This is a genomic window from Cognatiyoonia sp. IB215182 (assembly GCF_033963905.1).
In the GTDB taxonomy this organism is placed as follows: domain Bacteria; phylum Pseudomonadota; class Alphaproteobacteria; order Rhodobacterales; family Rhodobacteraceae; genus Yoonia.
This window is the reverse complement of the sequence record NZ_JAXBMB010000002.1, coordinates 270,534-285,733: the sequence shown is the minus strand read 5'-3', so window position 1 is coordinate 285,733 and position 15,200 is coordinate 270,534. Positions and strand designations below refer to the sequence as shown.

Annotated in this window: 15 protein-coding genes; 9 read left to right on the top strand and 6 right to left on the bottom strand. The window is 59.0% G+C overall.

Translation table 11 applies throughout. The annotated features are described in order from the left end of the window. Window positions 1-21 precede the first annotated feature (21 nt). The gene (locus SLH47_RS05105; RefSeq protein ID WP_413785621.1) at window positions 22-2,835 is read right to left on the bottom strand and encodes a [protein-PII] uridylyltransferase; all 2,814 of its coding nucleotides are present in this window, start codon (window positions 2,833-2,835) and stop codon (window positions 22-24) included. After that, window positions 2,795-3,979 (bottom strand): penicillin-binding protein activator, encoded by a 1,185-nt coding sequence (locus SLH47_RS05100; protein ID WP_320238298.1) that lies wholly within the window; start codon window positions 3,977-3,979, stop codon window positions 2,795-2,797. Before SLH47_RS05100 ends, SLH47_RS05105 begins: the two co-directional genes overlap by 41 nt. An 86-nt stretch (window positions 3,980-4,065) precedes the next feature. On the opposite strand from SLH47_RS05100, the gene rsmI reads away from it, so the two are divergent. The 3 genes from rsmI to gshB all read left to right on the top strand — a co-directional run bounded on the left by rsmI (window position 4,066) and on the right by gshB (window position 6,388). Then, window positions 4,066-4,926, top strand: a complete 861-nt coding sequence (rsmI, locus tag SLH47_RS05095; RefSeq protein ID WP_320238297.1) for a 16S rRNA (cytidine(1402)-2'-O)-methyltransferase — start codon at window positions 4,066-4,068, stop codon at window positions 4,924-4,926. After that, entirely contained in the window at window positions 4,923-5,279 is a 357-nt protein-coding gene (locus SLH47_RS05090) for a YraN family protein (protein ID WP_320238296.1), read from the top strand. The genes rsmI and SLH47_RS05090 overlap by 4 nt, the downstream gene beginning before the upstream one ends. A gap of 170 nt (window positions 5,280-5,449) precedes the next feature. After that, the gene (gene gshB / locus SLH47_RS05085; protein WP_320238295.1) at window positions 5,450-6,388 is read left to right on the top strand and encodes a glutathione synthase; all 939 of its coding nucleotides are present in this window, start codon (window positions 5,450-5,452) and stop codon (window positions 6,386-6,388) included. On the opposite strand, the gene SLH47_RS05080 is transcribed toward gshB, so the two are convergent. The 4 genes from SLH47_RS05080 to cobU are packed head-to-tail and all read right to left on the bottom strand — an operon-like array spanning window position 6,385 to window position 9,796. Next, on the bottom strand, window positions 6,385-7,899 hold the full coding sequence (locus SLH47_RS05080) for a YifB family Mg chelatase-like AAA ATPase (protein ID WP_320238294.1): 1,515 nt from the start codon (window positions 7,897-7,899) through the stop codon (window positions 6,385-6,387). The two genes, gshB and SLH47_RS05080, sit on opposite strands and share 4 nt — an antisense overlap. Window positions 7,900-7,951: 52 nt before the next feature. Further along, window positions 7,952-8,641: a glutathione S-transferase gene (locus tag SLH47_RS05075; RefSeq protein WP_320238293.1), complete on the bottom strand. Its 690-nt coding sequence runs from the start codon at window positions 8,639-8,641 to the stop codon at window positions 7,952-7,954. A 58-nt stretch (window positions 8,642-8,699) separates the two neighbouring features. Further along, window positions 8,700-9,278: a histidine phosphatase family protein gene (locus SLH47_RS05070; RefSeq protein ID WP_320238292.1), complete on the bottom strand. Its 579-nt coding sequence runs from the start codon at window positions 9,276-9,278 to the stop codon at window positions 8,700-8,702. After that, window positions 9,275-9,796, bottom strand: coding sequence for a bifunctional adenosylcobinamide kinase/adenosylcobinamide-phosphate guanylyltransferase (gene cobU, locus SLH47_RS05065; RefSeq protein ID WP_320238291.1), 522 nt, complete (start codon window positions 9,794-9,796; stop codon window positions 9,275-9,277). The genes SLH47_RS05070 and cobU overlap by 4 nt, the downstream gene beginning before the upstream one ends. Window positions 9,797-9,892: 96 nt before the next feature. Here cobU and SLH47_RS05060 point away from each other — a divergent pair, with 96 nt between their 5' ends. From SLH47_RS05060 to SLH47_RS05035, 6 genes are all read left to right on the top strand, one after another. Next, on the top strand, window positions 9,893-10,771 hold the full coding sequence (locus SLH47_RS05060) for an RNA polymerase factor sigma-32 (RefSeq protein WP_320238290.1): 879 nt from the start codon (window positions 9,893-9,895) through the stop codon (window positions 10,769-10,771). A gap of 65 nt (window positions 10,772-10,836) precedes the next feature. Next, window positions 10,837-12,030, top strand: coding sequence for a bifunctional phosphopantothenoylcysteine decarboxylase/phosphopantothenate--cysteine ligase CoaBC (gene coaBC / locus SLH47_RS05055; protein ID WP_320238289.1), 1,194 nt, complete (start codon window positions 10,837-10,839; stop codon window positions 12,028-12,030). Continuing rightward, window positions 12,027-12,482 carry a dUTP diphosphatase gene (dut, locus tag SLH47_RS05050; protein ID WP_320238288.1) on the top strand — a complete coding sequence of 152 codons (456 nt, stop codon included), beginning with the start codon at window positions 12,027-12,029 and terminating at the stop codon, window positions 12,480-12,482. Before coaBC ends, dut begins: the two co-directional genes overlap by 4 nt. Then, complete coding sequence (locus tag SLH47_RS05045; RefSeq protein ID WP_320238287.1) at window positions 12,479-13,540, top strand: HesA/MoeB/ThiF family protein; 1,062 nt, start codon at window positions 12,479-12,481, stop codon at window positions 13,538-13,540. Before dut ends, SLH47_RS05045 begins: the two co-directional genes overlap by 4 nt. Before the next feature lie 42 nt (window positions 13,541-13,582). Beyond that, window positions 13,583-14,365, top strand: coding sequence for a transporter substrate-binding domain-containing protein (locus tag SLH47_RS05040; RefSeq protein WP_413785620.1), 783 nt, complete (start codon window positions 13,583-13,585; stop codon window positions 14,363-14,365). A 43-nt stretch (window positions 14,366-14,408) separates the two neighbouring features. Continuing rightward, on the top strand, window positions 14,409-15,197 hold the full coding sequence (locus tag SLH47_RS05035; protein ID WP_320238285.1) for an amino acid ABC transporter permease: 789 nt from the start codon (window positions 14,409-14,411) through the stop codon (window positions 15,195-15,197). Window positions 15,198-15,200: the final 3 nt, after the last annotated feature.

Below are 15,200 nucleotides of genomic sequence, written 5' to 3'. Positions count from 1 at the left end.
GTAGCAAGGTACCCGACGCCTTCAAGACTTCGCTCGCTCAGCCCCTTGCGCGATGGCCTCGCGCAATTTGCGTTCCAATCCGGCGCGTTTGGCCTCGGAGTGGAACTTCAGCCCTACAAGATCTTTGACGTAAAAGGTGTCCACAACCTGCTCTCCGTATGTCGCGATGACGGCTGAGGCGATATAGACGTGATTATTCGCAAGAGTTCGTGTCAAATCGAACAGAAGTCCGGGACGATCGCGCGTGTCGACCTCGATGATCGTGTAAATCTCGGAACCATCATTGTCGAAGCTGATATTCGTCGGCACCTCGAACGGACGCTCGCGTTTCTTGAGCTTGTCTCTGTCTTTCAGCGCCTCGCGCGGCACGACCTCGCCTTTCAGCGTTTTGGCGATCATCTGGCGCAGGCGCGGCAGCCGGGCTTCATCGTATGGGTTGCCGTCATTGTCCTGCACCCAGAAGACGGCTGTGGCGTAGCCGTCTTTGGACGTGTAGGTGCGCGCGTCGACAATGTTGGCCCCGACAAGCGCCAAAGCCCCCGTCATCCGGCTAAAGAGGCCCGGATGGTCGACCATGGCAAAGCAGGCGCGTGTGGCATCGCGGTCTTCGTCGAGCATGAGGTCAATGCGGACCTCATCATCGGGAATATCCCGCAAAAGCCCCGCAAAGATGACTTGTGCGGCCAGCGGCATGCCCTGCCAATAGGGCCCGTAATGCCGCCCGATTTCGGTCTTGAGTGATTTGGCGTCCCAATCGGCAAGCGCTTCGCGCAGGCCCCGCTTGGCCTCGGTCTCCAGCCGGTCGCGGCTGAGATCTTCGATACCGGTTTCAAGGGCCTCTTTCGTTGCGCGGTAAAGGTTGCGGATCAGCACCGCTTTCCAGTTGTTCCAAGTCCCCGGCCCAACCCCGCGAATGTCGCAGACCGTCAACACGGTCAGCAAATCGAGGCGTTCAACGGATTTCACCGCCTTTGCAAAGCCGCTAATGGTGAACGGCTCGGTAATATCGCGTTTTTGTGCCACGTCCGAGAGGAGCAGGTGATACCGGATGAGCCATTCAACCGTCTCACATTCTTTCTTGTTCAGCCCCAGCCGTGGTGCCACCTTTCGCGCGATCTGCGCACCAAGGACCGAATGATCCTCGTCACGGCCCTTGCCGATATCGTGCAGCAAGAGCGCGACATAGAGGACCTTGCGGTTCACCCCGCGTTCCAGAATGCCGGAGGCCACGGGCAGCTCTTCGATCAGCTTCTTGCGTTCGATCTGGGCAAGGTTGCTGATGCATTGGATTGTATGCTCATCCACAGTGTAGTGATGGTACATGTTGAACTGCATCATCGCGACGATGGGGGCGAATTCGGGGATGAAGGCGCTCAGCACCCCAAGCTCGTTCATCCGGCGTAAGGCGCGTTCCGGGTTGCCGTGTCTGAGCAGCAGGTCAAGAAAGATGCGCCGCGCCTCCTTGTTCTGACGCAGGTCTTCGTCGATGACATCAAGATTGGCCGAGATCATACGCATCGCATCGGGATGTAAGAGCGTGCCCGTCCGCAGTGCCTCTTCAAAGATGCGCAGCATGTTCAGTTTGTCGGCAAAAAACGCTGCTTCGTCCGCGATGGTGAGGCGGTTCTGTTTGATTGCGTAGGGCGGCTTGGCCTTCTTGCGGCGCGTAAAGAGCCGCACCAGCATGGGTTCACGCTTGGTGTGGTTGGCCTCAAGCGCGGTCAGGAAGATGCGCGTGAGTTCGCCCACCCGCGTTGCTTGCCTGAAATAGGCCTGCATGAAGTGTTCAACCGCGCGCCGCCCGCCGTGATCGCGATAGCCCATGGCCTCCGCGACCTCGACCTGCATATCAAATGTCAGCTGATCGACCGCGCGGCCCGCAATCAGATGCAAATGACAGCGTACGGCCCAAAGAAAGTCTTCGGCGGTAACGAAGGTTTCGAATTCCTCGGTGGTGAATACGCCCAGACCGACCAGATCAGCGGCGTCTTTAACATCGTTGACGTATTTGCTGATCCAGAACAGCGATTGCAGATCGCGCAGTCCGCCCTTGCCTTCCTTGACGTTTGGCTCAACCACATAGCGTTGGCCGCCCTGTTTGCGGTGCCGCTCGTCGCGTTCGCTCAGCTTGGCATCGATGAAATCGCGCGCCGAGGACTGAAAGAGATCCTTCCACAGCCGCTCGCCCAGCTCATCGGCGAGCGCGCGATCGCCCGCGAGGAACCGGTATTCGACCAGTGAGGTGCGGATCGTGTAATCCTCGCGCGCCAGACGCACGCAATCCTTGATGGTGCGGCTGGCGTGGCCGATTTTCAGCTTCAGATCCCAAAGCATGTAAAGCATGGACTCGATCACGCTCTCTGCCCAGGGCGTGATCTTGTAGGGAGTCAGAAAGAGAAGGTCGATATCCGAGTAAGGAGCCATTTCGCCACGGCCAGAGCCACCAACAGCGATGAGCGTCAGCCGCTCGCTTTCTGTCGGGTTAGCGAGCTTGTGCAGGATCGTGGTCGAAACCTCGAGGACAGTGCACACAATCTGATCGGCCAGCCAGCTATAGGCGCGGGTTGTGGGACGTGATGCAAAAGGAGCGGCGCGAAATGCCTCGGCGATGCTGTCCCGGCCAGCATCGCGTGCGCGGCGTATGACAGCCACGCTGATCGTGCGCACTTCCTTTTCGGAGGTCGCGTCAGCAGCCTGCGCCGTGATGTCTGCTATCACGGCGGCTTTGTCGAAAATCGACTCCGCTGGACAGATCAGATCGTCCGGCGCGTCATCAGTAGTGGTCAGAAGCGCGTCAGAGCCCTGCGCCACCAAAGCTGCGTGGGGCTTGTTCAAGGATCACCACCTGATTTTCTTGAATGGTTGCAACGGCCAAGGCGCGTTCGTTCAGGCCATTGGGCAAAAGCCGGAATACACCAGCCGTTCCGCGGAACCCTTGAGACGTGGTCAGCGCGGCTTTCGTCAATGCGTCATCATTGCCCGACGCGACCAGTGCGCCGATGGCAGCAATTCCGTCATAGGCCAGTCCCGCAAGCGGGTGCGGTTGCGCCCCATAGGTCGCCGCATAGCGGTTTTCGAACAGGGTTTGCGTTGACTGGTCGGGCAGCGCGAAAAGCCCGCCCTCAAGTCCCGGCAAAGCCAGCAATTGCGGAACAGTGTCCCAGCGGGTCAGGCCGATGAAACGGCTGTTTTCGGTGTTCATGCCCGCATCCGGCAGGGCCGTTGCCACAATCGGCAGGTCTGCTGCGGCACCGGCCGTTGTAAAGACCGCCTGCGCGCCAGAGTTGCGGACGCTCGACACCATCCTGTTTGTGGCGCCAAATATGCCTTGCTGCGAAAGCGGATAGCTTTCGACCGCCACAACCTGGCCGCCATTCGATTGCACTGCGCGCGTGATGGCATCGCGTCCTACATCACCGGCAAGATCGTTGCCGTGCACGACAGCATATCTGCTGATCCCTTGCCGGTTGGCATAACGCGTCAGGCGGTTCGCCGTATTGTCAAAGGTCGCGCCAAGGACAAGCACGTTGCCACCCGCAATGGACGGGTTATTGCTGAATGCAAGAATATTGACGTTGCGGCTGGCAACGGCGACGCCAGCGGCATTCGCCGCTTCGGCGTAAAGCGGGCCAATGATGATCTTTGCACCATCATTGACGGCCTGTGCAGCAACGGTCGCAGCCTGTGTCGGATCGCCGCCCCCGGTATTATAGACGCGCAATTCAATCGAAGCGCCTTCCAGATCTGCGATTGCCAAACGTGCGGCATTCTCAAAGTTCTGTGCCAGTTGATTATCCGTTGACTGGGCCGATCCGCCCGGGACCAGCAGGGCCACCTGCACGGGGTCTTCGGGGTCAATCTGAGGGCCGACATTTGCATCAGGGCTAAGGGTGACATCGCAGGCGGCCAGCCAGGCGAATGACAGCAAGACAAAAATGCGCAACGTCGCCTTGCGGGCGGTGCGGAAACAAGCAAACATGGCTGATATCCCTCCTGGATCATGCGCCGGTTTTGGTCCGCCGCCAGCTGAGGGCATCATAATGCAGGGGACAGGCGGGTCCAGAGATGAATTTTGTCACCAAGCCACTGTCCGCCGGATTGTACTTTGTGGCCACACCTATTGGTGCTGCACGCGATATCACACTCCGCGCGCTTGATATTCTGGCGAGCGCCGATGTGATCGCGGCTGAAGATACGCGCACGACCCGCAAGTTGATGGATATTCACGGCGTGCCGCTGAACGGGCGCCAGCTGGTAGCGTTTCACGATCACAGTACCAAAGGTAATGTAGACCGGCTGGTGGCCGAAATCGCGTCAGGCAAGTCTGTTGCCTATGCCTCTGAGGCGGGCACACCACTTGTCGCCGATCCGGGCTACGAGTTGGCGAGGGCTGTCATTGCGGCGGATTTGCCCGTGATTTCGGCGCCCGGTCCATCTGCATTACTGGCCGCATTGACAACCTCTGGCATGGCCACCGACAGGTTTGCATTTGTCGGCTTCTTGCCGGCGACGAAAGCCCAACGCGAGGCCGAGATCGCCATGCTGCGTGACGCACCCTTCACACTGGTATTCTACGAAAGCCCCAAGCGCATTGGGGAAATGTTAGGCAATTTGCGCGATGTTCTGGGGATCGGGCGGGAGACGGTCGTTTGCCGTGAGCTGACGAAACGGTTTGAGGAGATTACGCGCGGTAACTTGGGCGAAGTTGCGGATGCATTCACAAACCGGTCGGTGAAGGGCGAACTGGTTGTCCTTGTGGGCCGACAGGGCGCGGATGATGTGGCTGACATGGATGTCGCCGCAGCCTTGCAAGAGGCCATGAAGACAATGCGGATCAAAGACGCCGCGACAGTGGTGGCCGGTGCGTTGGGCCTGCCCCGCAGGCAGGTCTATCAGATCGCGCTGCAGATGAAGGACGAGGAATGACAGGGTCTGTCGGATATCATGCGGGCTTATCGGCCGAGGCTGCGGTTGCTCGGGATTACGAAAACCGTCAACATCAGGTGGTCGCAAAACGATGGCGTGGAGAAGGCGGTGAGATTGACCTGATTGCGCGTGATGGCGACCAGGTTGTCTTCGTCGAAGTCAAGAAAAGCAAGTCCTTCGGTCGCGCTGCGGCACGTCTGGGTCGGCGACAGATGGATCGTTTGTGTGCGGCCGCATCGGAGTTTCTTGCCGGCGAACCACTTGGACAGCTAACCGATGTACGATTTGATCTGGCGGTGGTCGACGGCCGCGGCGCAGTCCAAGTGATCGAGAACGCCTTTATGGAGGCGTAGGCCAAACTAACTTGGTATTCTTGAGCACGTAGCGATGTGGTTGGTGGTGTCGAAGATCGATGACCCTATCGCAGGTGATTGACGCTTGGCGGCGCGCTAAGACCCCATTGCGCGTAGTGCCGCGCTGCGTCATGTAACGGCGAAACCAAGTTATTTATGAGGTTACCGCCATGCCGCTGAAAATCGCATTTCAGATGGACCCGATCGGGCCCATCGATATTGATGCCGACAGCACATTCCGGATTGCGGAAGAGGCGCAGGCGCGGGGCCATGAGCTCTTTTACTACACCCCCGACAAACTGGCCTATGATGCAGGTGATGTCGTTGCAAGAGGGTGGCCGCTGACGGTGCGAAGAGTCACGGGTGACCATTTTACCCTCGGCAATGAAGAAACCGTGAGGCTCGCTGATTTTGACGTGGTTTGGCTGCGTCAGGATCCTCCCTTTGACATGGGCTATATCACGACTACCCATCTGCTCGACATGATCCATCCCGACACGCTCGTGGTGAATGATCCGTTTTGGGTGCGCAACTATCCCGAAAAACTGCTTGTCCTGCAGTTTCCAGATCTGACGCCGCCTACGATGATCGCGCGTGACCTCGAGACGTTGAAAGCGTTTCGTGCTCAGCATGGTGATGTCATTCTGAAACCGCTTTATGGCAATGGTGGTGCCGGTGTCTTTAAGCTGAAGACAGATGACAGCAATTTGGCGTCACTGCATGAGCTTTTCGCGGGCATCAACCGCGAGCCCTTGATCATGCAGAAGTTCCTGCCAGCCGTTAGTGAAGGCGACAAGCGTGTCATCCTTGTCGATGGCGAGCCTGTGGGCGCCATCAACCGTGTGCCCGCGGCGGGCGAAACGCGCTCGAACATGCATGTGGGGGGGCGGCCCGAGAAAGTGGCGCTTACCGAACGGGATCGCGAGATTTGTGCGCGGATCGGGCCGCTCTTGAAAGAGAAAGGGCAGATTTTTGTCGGCATTGACGTGATCGGCGATTGGCTGACCGAGATAAATGTGACGTCACCAACGGGCATTCAGGAGCTTGAAAGGTTTGATGGCGTCAATATTGCCGAAAAGATCTGGCAAGCTATTGAGGCACGCCGCTAGACCTCTGCAGTTATCGCAAGCCGGTAGCTGACAGCCTCGGCCACATGAGGTCTTCGAACGTCGTCGGACCCTGCCAGATCGGCGATGGTGCGCGCCACACGCAAGACCCGGTGGTAACCCCGCGCAGAAAGGCCAAACCGCTCTGCCACCTTGACAAGCAGCGCACGCCCTTCTGTGTCGGGAGTTGCGATCTCTTCAAGCAGATGCCCTTCCGCATCGGCGTTCACGCGTGCACTGTCATGACCGGAAAACCGCGCCGATTGCTTGTCACGCGCAGCCAGTACGCGCGCCGCGATCGCAGATGAGCTTTCACCAGTTTCCGGCAGATCGAGATCGGTGAATGCAACCGGTGGCACCTCAATCCGCAGATCAAACCGGTCCATAAGCGGACCCGAGATGCGGCCCATGTAATCCTCTCCGCAAGCGGGGACGCGGGCGCAGGCGCGGGCAGGATCGGCCAGATAACCGCATTTACAGGGATTTGCGGCGGCGACGAGCATGAAGCGACAGGGGTAGCGCACATGCGCGTTGGCGCGCGCGACGACAACATCACCTGTTTCTATCGGCTGACGTAGAGTCTCGAGCACCGTGCGCGGAAATTCTGGAAACTCGTCCATGAACAGGACACCATTGTGAGCAAGGCTGATTTCACCCGGCTTGGCACCGCGCCCGCCACCGACGATGGCGGCCATGGAAGCGGTATGATGGGGTTCGCGAAACGGGCGATCCCGGTTGATCCCACCTTCGTCAAGCAATCCGGAAAGTGAATGGATCATGGACGTCTCAAGCGCTTCTGCCGGGGTTAGGGGCGGCAGAATGCCGGGAATACGCGCTGCCAGCATGGACTTGCCCGATCCGGGGGAGCCAACGAGCAGCAGGTGATGGCGGCCAGCGGCGGCGATTTCCAACGCCCTTTTGGCCCGTTCCTGCCCCTTCACTTCCGAAAGGTCGCGCTGAGTAGCACCATTGTGGACTTCACCCGGCGCGGATGCCGCAATAACCGACTGCCCAGTGAAATGGCGGATCACGTCACCCAGACTGCGCGGCGCGATGACATTTGCCGCGCCAACCCAGGCGGCTTCGGCCCCGCAAGCTTGCGGGCACAGGAGTGTGCGATCATCCCTTGCGGCGGCCATTGCGGCCGGCAAGGCGCCGACAACGGGCACCAACGTGCCGTCCAAGGACAATTCCCCCAATGCCACTGTCTGCTCGGCATCCTCACGGGGGATAATCTCAAGCGCGGCCAGCAGGGCCAAGGCGATTGGCAAATCGAAATGCGACCCCTCCTTGGGCAGGTCCGCGGGCGACAGGTTCACCGTTATCCGCTTTGATGGCAGCGCGATGGCCATGGAAGTGAGCGCGGCGCGCACGCGTTCGCGCGCCTCGGATACCGCTTTGTCGGGCAGACCCACGATGGAAAAGGCGGGGATGCCGGGCGTGACGGCGCATTGGACCTCGACCAGCCGCGCCTCAATGCCTTCAAATGCCACCGTGTAGGTCACTGCGACCATACCCATCTCCCCTAACGTGGTTAACGGGTAATTGCCGCTGGTTGAGGAATGGTTAACCCATATCCCCCGGCCATGGTTTGCGGCCAAGTTCCATCGGATAGGGCCAAGGGTCGTAGGTTTCGGCCCTTGAGGCCTCACGCCATGCCACGAATGCGGGATCTTTCAGGTGCCTTTCGACGTAAGCTTGTGAGTCTGCATTGATAGGCAGATCATAGGCCGTGATGCGCATGGCCACGGGTGCGTAAAATGCATCGGCAATTGTATAAGCGCCAAAGAGCCACGGGCCATCCTGACCATATTGCTCTTTCGCCAGCGCCCAAAGCGCTTCAATCCGGGTGATATCTGCGCGCACGGCGTCAGACGGCACAAATCCGTCCCAGACATGGGTGATCATATTGGGGCAATCACTGCGCAGGGCGAGGAAACTCGAATGCATCTCGGCGGTAATTGACCGCGCCAATGCGCGCGCGGCAGGGTCGGCGGGGTAAAGCGCGAATTCCGGGTGCCGCTCTGCCAGGGTTTCGGCGATGGCCAGGCTGTCTGACAAAACATGACCTTCGGGCGTGCGAACGGCGGGAACTGTGCGGGCCGGGGGCAAAGGGGCCAATTCGCTGCGGTAGGTGCCCGCATATAAGCCAACAAGATGCGTCTTGAAGGGGATGTTGAACTTTTCGAACAACAGCCAGGCGCGTAAGGACCAACTGCTGAAGGTGCGATCGCCGATATAGAGGTCATATGTCATGCAGTGACGCTAGCGTGCGTGCTGCAAATTCACGAACGATCATTCGTGACGCGGCGCATCACGCAATGTGATTGATCCGCCCGATCTGCCAGCTTCCGTCTGAGATCTGCATATCCGTGACCGACAGATTGTCGATATGATGACCCATCGCCTCATATGCACTGCATCCTGCGGCGCGCTGGATTTGCGTCATGATCACGCCGATATGTGCCACAAGAATGAGATGTTGATCTGGGCATGCGCGGATCAGGTCATCAACGGCGTCATTCACGCGTCTTGCAACCGCATTCCAGCTTTCGCCGTCTGGAGGAGCAAGATCGCCCGGCTCCTCCCAAAAACGGCGACTGAGATCGGGGTCACGGGCGGTGACTTCATCAAAACGCAAACCGTCCCAAAGGCCAAAATTGAACTCGCGCAACCCGGCATGGTGCGGCAAACGCTTCCGATTTTTTCCAATGGCGTCTGCAGTTGTGACTGCACGGCTAAGATCGGAAGACACAATCGCGGCATCTGCCGGCAAGTAACCAGCGACACGATCAATCAGAGCCTTATCGGATAAATCTGCAGGTACGTCCCGCCACCCGACAAAGGCTTTTTCATGTGTCGGCCCGTGCCGCACCCACCAGAGCCGGGTCATTGCGATTGATCTTTGAGCGTCATGGGCAGCCCCGCCATCACCACCACAACCCGGTCAGCGATGCTTGCGATCTGCTGGTTCAACCGCCCTTGCGCATTGCGAAAACGGCGGGCGAGCGCATTGTCCGGCACAACGCCCTGACCGACCTCGTTTGAGACGACCGCAACGGGTGCATCACAGTTTTGGAGCGCGGTGACGAGGTCAGCGCAGCGGGCATCAAGATCATGCGCCCCCAACAGAAGGTTGCTAAGCCAAAGCGTTGCGCAATCTATCAAGACAGCCTGATCAGAGGAGCGCTGGGCGAGCACTGCAGGCAGGTCAATCGGTTCTTCTATGGTATGCCATTTAGCGTCACGCGCCTCTTGATGAGCCGCAATTTTCGCGGTCATCTCGTCGTCAAAGCTCTGCGCCGTCGCGATGTAGATCGGCGCTAACCCCATGCTCAGAACCAGATTTTCGGCATAGGCGGACTTACCCGAAGCCGCGCCGCCCAACACGAGGGAAATCTTGGGTAACATTTCCTAAATACTTTATGTGATCCAGTCTTCGTGACCCTGCGTAATAAGACTTGAGAAAAAAGTTAATGCCTCGCACGGCGAATTGGGAGAATAAACATGGGTGTTACCGGTTTTTCTGATCAGAGTTTGTCACGTACGGCGATGAAAGCGGAACTGCTTGATGCAGAGACAGAGCTTGCGCTGGCCTATGCGTGGCGTGACGACCGGGACGAAGAAGCGCTGCACCGCCTGATCACTGCCTATATGCGTCTGGCGATCTCCATGGCTTCTAAATTTAAGCGCTACGGCGCCCCGATGAACGACCTTATCCAGGAGGCGTCCGTGGGCCTGATGAAGGCGGCGGACAAGTTTGACCCCGACCGCGGCGTGCGCTTTTCGACATATGCGGTCTGGTGGATCAAGGCGTCGATCCAGGATTACGTGATGCGTAACTGGTCGATGGTCCGGACCGGGTCGACATCCTCGCAAAAGTCGCTGTTCTTCAATATGCGCCGTGTGCAGGCGCGATTGGAGCGCGAAGCGGCGGCAGAGGGTCGTGAGCTTGACCGTCAGGAGATGCGCGAACTCATTGCCATCGAAGTGGGCGTTCCGCTGCATGATGTCGAGATGATGGAGGGGCGGCTCTCTGGTTCCGACTTCTCGCTCAACGCGACGCAGTCGAGCGATGACGAAGGCCGCGAATGGATCGATGCGCTTGAGGATGACGGTCCGCAGGCGTCGGAGACGGTGGAAAACAACCACGACAATGAAACTCTCCGCCAGTGGTTGATGACGGCGCTGTCGGCGCTGAATGACCGCGAGCAGTTCATCGTGCGGGAACGCAAGCTGCGCGATGACCCACGGACACTGGAAAGCCTGGGGACGGAGCTTGGCCTGTCGAAAGAGCGGGTACGTCAGCTGGAAGCAGCAGCATTCGGGAAAATGCGCAAAAGCCTTGAGGCGCAAAGCTCGGAAGTGCACGCCTTTTTCGCTTGAGCGCATCATTGTGTTTCCGGTCTGATCTGACCTAGTGTCAGCCCGACTACAGACCGGAGCGCCTGATGCTGGCTGGCAAACACATCTTGTTGATCGTTGGGGGTGGCATCGCCGCCTTTAAGTCGTTGGATCTGGTGCGCCGCTTGCGTGAAAAAGGGGTGCAGGTCACGCCAGTTCTGACGCGGGCCGGGGCGGAGTTTGTGACACCCCTCAGCCTGTCGGCGCTTTCCGCCACGAAAATCTATCAAGACCTCTTTGATCTCACTGACGAGGCCGAGATGGGGCATATCGAGTTGTCGCGCGCTGCAGACCTCATCGTCGTTGCACCTGCAACGGCTGATCTGATGGCCAAGATGGCCGGAGGGCATGCTGATGATCTTGCTTCAACGCTGCTCTTGGCGACGGACAAGGGGGTGCTGATCGCGCCATCGATGAATGTACGCATGTGGGAACATGCTTCGACCCAGCGCAACCTCGCGACTTTGCAAGGCGATGGCGTGCTGGTTGTCGGCCCGAATGAGGGTGATATGGCCTGCGGGGAATATGGCTCGGGGCGCATGGCGGAAGTGCCCGAAATCATCGCCGCGATTGATGCCGCGTTGGGTGATGGGCCGCTAAAGGGGCGGCACATCCTCGTGACATCCGGCCCGACACATGAACCCATTGATCCGGTGCGCTACATCGCTAATCGCTCATCGGGCGCGCAAGGAACGGCCATTGCCAAAGCGCTCGCCGCGATGGGAGCGGACGTGACCTTTGTGACCGGTCCGGCGGATGTGCCGCCCCCCGCTGGGGTGAACGTCGTGCGGATCGAGACCGCGCAAGAGATGTTGCGCGCGGTTGAGGCCGCACCGCCGGCAGAGGTGGCGATCTTTGCGGCAGCAGTGGCAGATTGGCATGTGGTCAATGCAGGGGCGCAGAAGATCAAGAAAGATGGCGACACTCTGCCAGCGCTAGAACTCGCGGAAAACCCCGACATCCTCGCGACAATTGCGCAAAAGCAGGAGGGGCGCCCACCGCTCGTGATCGGCTTCGCAGCCGAGACCAATGATGTGGTCGCACATGCGACTGCAAAGCGGGCGCGTAAGGGATGTGATTGGATCGTGGCCAATGATGTCTCGCCCGAAACGGGCATAATGGGCGGCCAAGAGAATGCGGTGACGTTGATCACCGACGATGGGGCAGAGACCTGGCCGCGCAAGTCCAAGGATGCGGTTGCGCAGAAGCTGGCTCAACGCATTGCAGAGGCGGTTTCGTGACGGTTGAAATCCGGTTGCAATGGGCTGAGGGGGCTGATCGGACGCTTGGCCTGCCAAAATATGAAACCGCCGGTGCGGCTGGCGCCGATCTGCGCGCCAATCTGGAAGGCAAGCGCCCCATCGTGCTGCAGCCCGGCGACCGTGCGTTGATCCCTACCGGGTTTCACATGGCGATCCCGCCGAACTACGAAGTGCAAGTGCGGCCACGATCCGGGCTGGCGCTGAAACATGGTGTGACGCTGGTGAATACCCCCGGCACGATTGACAGCGATTATCGCGGGCCTGTTGGCGTGATCCTGATCAATCTGGGCCAAGCGGATTTCACGATCACCCACGGGATGCGCATCGCGCAGATGGTTGTTGCCCCCATGATCCAGGCAAACATGGCGCAGGTCGATATGCTTGATGCCACACCGCGCGGCGCGGGCGGGTTCGGGTCAACCGGCGTATGATTATGGTCGGCGCCATGGCCGCAACCCTTTGGGGGATCGGTATCGCGATGAAGGTGCCCTATGCCGTGCGCTGGAACATGATGGGTATCCTGCTGGTCGGCGTAATGATGTTGCATGTGATCCTGCCCAACGGGCATCCCTTGCGCATGGCCACGGGCGGAGATGCACGGCTTTGGGGCCTACTCATCGCCTTCGGCTTCATGGTCTGGGGGTATCGCCGTGTGCTGGGGAATTTGCGTGCGCGGGTTGCGGCACGGGAAAGCGATGCGCCCGCGCCATCGTCGGACAGCTTTTCTGAGACGGAACTCGACCGCTATGCCCGCCATATCGTTCTGCGCGAGATTGGTGGGCCGGGGCAAAAGGCGCTGAGAAACGCCAAGGTGCTCGTGGTCGGGGCAGGGGGGTTGGGTGCGCCCGCGCTGCAATATCTTGCCGCAGCTGGCGTCGGGACGATTGGTGTGATTGATGACGACGTCGTGGAAAACGCCAATCTGCAAAGGCAGGTCATCCATCTTGATCGGAATATCGGCATGCCAAAGGTGCATTCCGCGGCCGAGGCGATGACGGCGCAGAACCCCTTCGTGACCGTGCGCCCCTATCACCGCCGTCTGACGGCAGAGATCGCGGCGGACCTCTTTGATGACTACGATCTGATCCTTGATGGCACGGATAACTTCGATACCCGCTATCTGATCAACGCTACTGCAGTCGAGAAAGGTAAACCCCTGATCGCAGCGGCCCTGACCCAATGGGAGGGACAGATCAGCCTCTATGACCCGACGAAAGGCACCCCATGCTATGCTTGTGTTTTTCCAGATACCCCCGACCCGGCTCTCGTGCCCTCCTGTGCCGAGGCAGGCGTTGTCGGGCCACTGCCGGGTGTGATCGGCGCGATGATGGCGGTTGAGGCGCTAAAGGTGATCACCGGAGCAGGTGAGGGTCTGGGCGGCAAGTTGCTGATTTATGACGCACTTTATGCGCAGACAAGGACGATCAGCATCAAACCACGCGCCGATTGTGCCGCTTGCGGCGGCAGGGGCTTGCACGTCAAGGCCTGACCTTCATACTGCGGTCCAAATGACAAAACTGGGGAGATGTTGATGCGTATTCTAACGGTGCTCGCTGCGGCGCTTTTTGCGACCTCGGCCGTCGCTGACGGTCATTTGCCTGATCTGGAAGGGCGCGAGATCGTCGTCGTGACTGAAAACGCCTATCCGCCACTGCAGTTCATTGACAGCAATGGCGATGCCGTCGGCTGGGAATATGATGCGATGGCTGAGATTGCAGAGCGGCTGAACGCGACGATTGTCTATGAGAATATTAGCTGGGATGCGATGATCCCCGCTGTTTCCGAAGGACAGTTTGATCTGGGGATGACCGGGATCACGATCCGCGAGGATCGGGCGGAAGTTGTTGATTTCTCAGATAAATACATGACGTCCGAAATGGTCATGATGGTGCGCGGAGACGAAGACCGGTTCACCGATGCCGCCAGTTTTGCCGCTGATGACGACCTGTTAATGGCTGCCCAACCCGGCACAACTCCTTTCTATGTTGGCGTCTATGACGTGCTCGATGGCGACGAGGCGAACCCGCGCATCAAGCTGATGGAAACTTTTGGCGCAACCGTGCAGGCTTTGCGTGCTGGCGATGTTGATCTGGTGCTAACCGACGGCACAGCGGGCAACGGCTATGTCGAAGCGTCTGATGGCGGGCTGAAGATCATTGGTGAGAAACTGGGGACGGAGGATTTCGGTTTCATCTATCCAAAGGGCTCCGATCTGGTCGAACCGATCAACGCTGCCATTGCTGATATGTGGGCTGACGGCACGATTGAAGCGCTGAACACCAAGTGGTTCCTTGACTACAAGCTGGGTGAGTAAACCCTGAAGTGGAGGTCCCGGGTCAGGCCCGGGACGCCCTCGCATGTTGCCCACATCTCCGAACGATGATGACTTTCCCTGGTGGCTGGTCGCCGTGGTGTCGATTGGTCTTTACCTGTTTTGGCAAGTCCTGACGGTTGAGGAATATTCGCGCGTTCTCAACACGTTGCGCCGAGGCATCTGGGTCACGATTTATGTGACAATCGTTGCGTACACGTTGGCGTGTCTGCTGGGGCTTGGGCTGGCTCTGGCGCAGCTTTCCAAATCCATCATTCTGCGTCAGATTTCGCGGTTCTACATTGAGGTGATGCGCGGTATTCCGATCATCGTCCTCCTTCTGTATGTGGCCTTCGTCCTAGCACCTGCCATGGTGGCAGGCTGGAGCTGGGTCCTGGGGCAGTTGGGGTTGGAGCCGATCCGCACACGCGATTTCTCACTGCTGTGGCGTGCGGTGATCGCGCTCACGCTCGCCTATGCGTCGTTTCTGGCTGAGGTGTTTCGCGCCGGGTTGCAATCCATCGACAAAGGTCAGATCGAGGCGGCAGAGGCGCTGGGCCTTTCGCGCTGGCAGCGCTTTCGCCTGATCGTCTTTCCGCAGGCTTTGCGGGTGATCCTGCCGCCTTTGGGCAATGATTTTGTAGCGATGGTAAAGGATTCGTCACTCGTCAGTGTGCTGGGCGTGACGGACGTGACCCAGTTGGGGAAGGTTACGGCGGCGGGCAATTTCCGGTATTTTGAGACCTATAACGTCGTGGCGCTGGTGTATCTGACGATCACTATCACGCTTTCGCTGGCCTTGCGCAGATTTGAGAAGCGAATGCGCGAGAGGTAGGTG

Excerpts from the sequence above, each read along its gene's own strand:
- SLH47_RS05100 (WP_320238298.1), bottom strand. The coding sequence starts at position 3,979 with ATGTTTGCTTGTTTCCGCACCGCCCGCAAGGCGACGTTGCGCATTTTT.
- rsmI (WP_320238297.1), top strand. The coding sequence starts at position 4,066 with ATGAATTTTGTCACCAAGCCACTGTCCGCCGGATTGTACTTTGTGGCC.
- SLH47_RS05090 (WP_320238296.1), top strand. The coding sequence starts at position 4,923 with ATGACAGGGTCTGTCGGATATCATGCGGGCTTATCGGCCGAGGCTGCG.
- gshB (WP_320238295.1), top strand. The coding sequence starts at position 5,450 with ATGCCGCTGAAAATCGCATTTCAGATGGACCCGATCGGGCCCATCGAT.
- SLH47_RS05080 (WP_320238294.1), bottom strand. The coding sequence starts at position 7,899 with ATGGTCGCAGTGACCTACACGGTGGCATTTGAAGGCATTGAGGCGCGG.
- SLH47_RS05075 (WP_320238293.1), bottom strand. The coding sequence starts at position 8,641 with ATGACATATGACCTCTATATCGGCGATCGCACCTTCAGCAGTTGGTCC.
- SLH47_RS05070 (WP_320238292.1), bottom strand. The coding sequence starts at position 9,278 with ATGACCCGGCTCTGGTGGGTGCGGCACGGGCCGACACATGAAAAAGCC.
- cobU (WP_320238291.1), bottom strand. The coding sequence starts at position 9,796 with ATGTTACCCAAGATTTCCCTCGTGTTGGGCGGCGCGGCTTCGGGTAAG.
- SLH47_RS05060 (WP_320238290.1), top strand. The coding sequence starts at position 9,893 with ATGGGTGTTACCGGTTTTTCTGATCAGAGTTTGTCACGTACGGCGATG.
- coaBC (WP_320238289.1), top strand. The coding sequence starts at position 10,837 with ATGCTGGCTGGCAAACACATCTTGTTGATCGTTGGGGGTGGCATCGCC.
- SLH47_RS05045 (WP_320238287.1), top strand. The coding sequence starts at position 12,479 with ATGATTATGGTCGGCGCCATGGCCGCAACCCTTTGGGGGATCGGTATC.
- SLH47_RS05040 (WP_413785620.1), top strand. The coding sequence starts at position 13,583 with ATGCGTATTCTAACGGTGCTCGCTGCGGCGCTTTTTGCGACCTCGGCC.
- SLH47_RS05035 (WP_320238285.1), top strand. The coding sequence starts at position 14,409 with ATGTTGCCCACATCTCCGAACGATGATGACTTTCCCTGGTGGCTGGTC.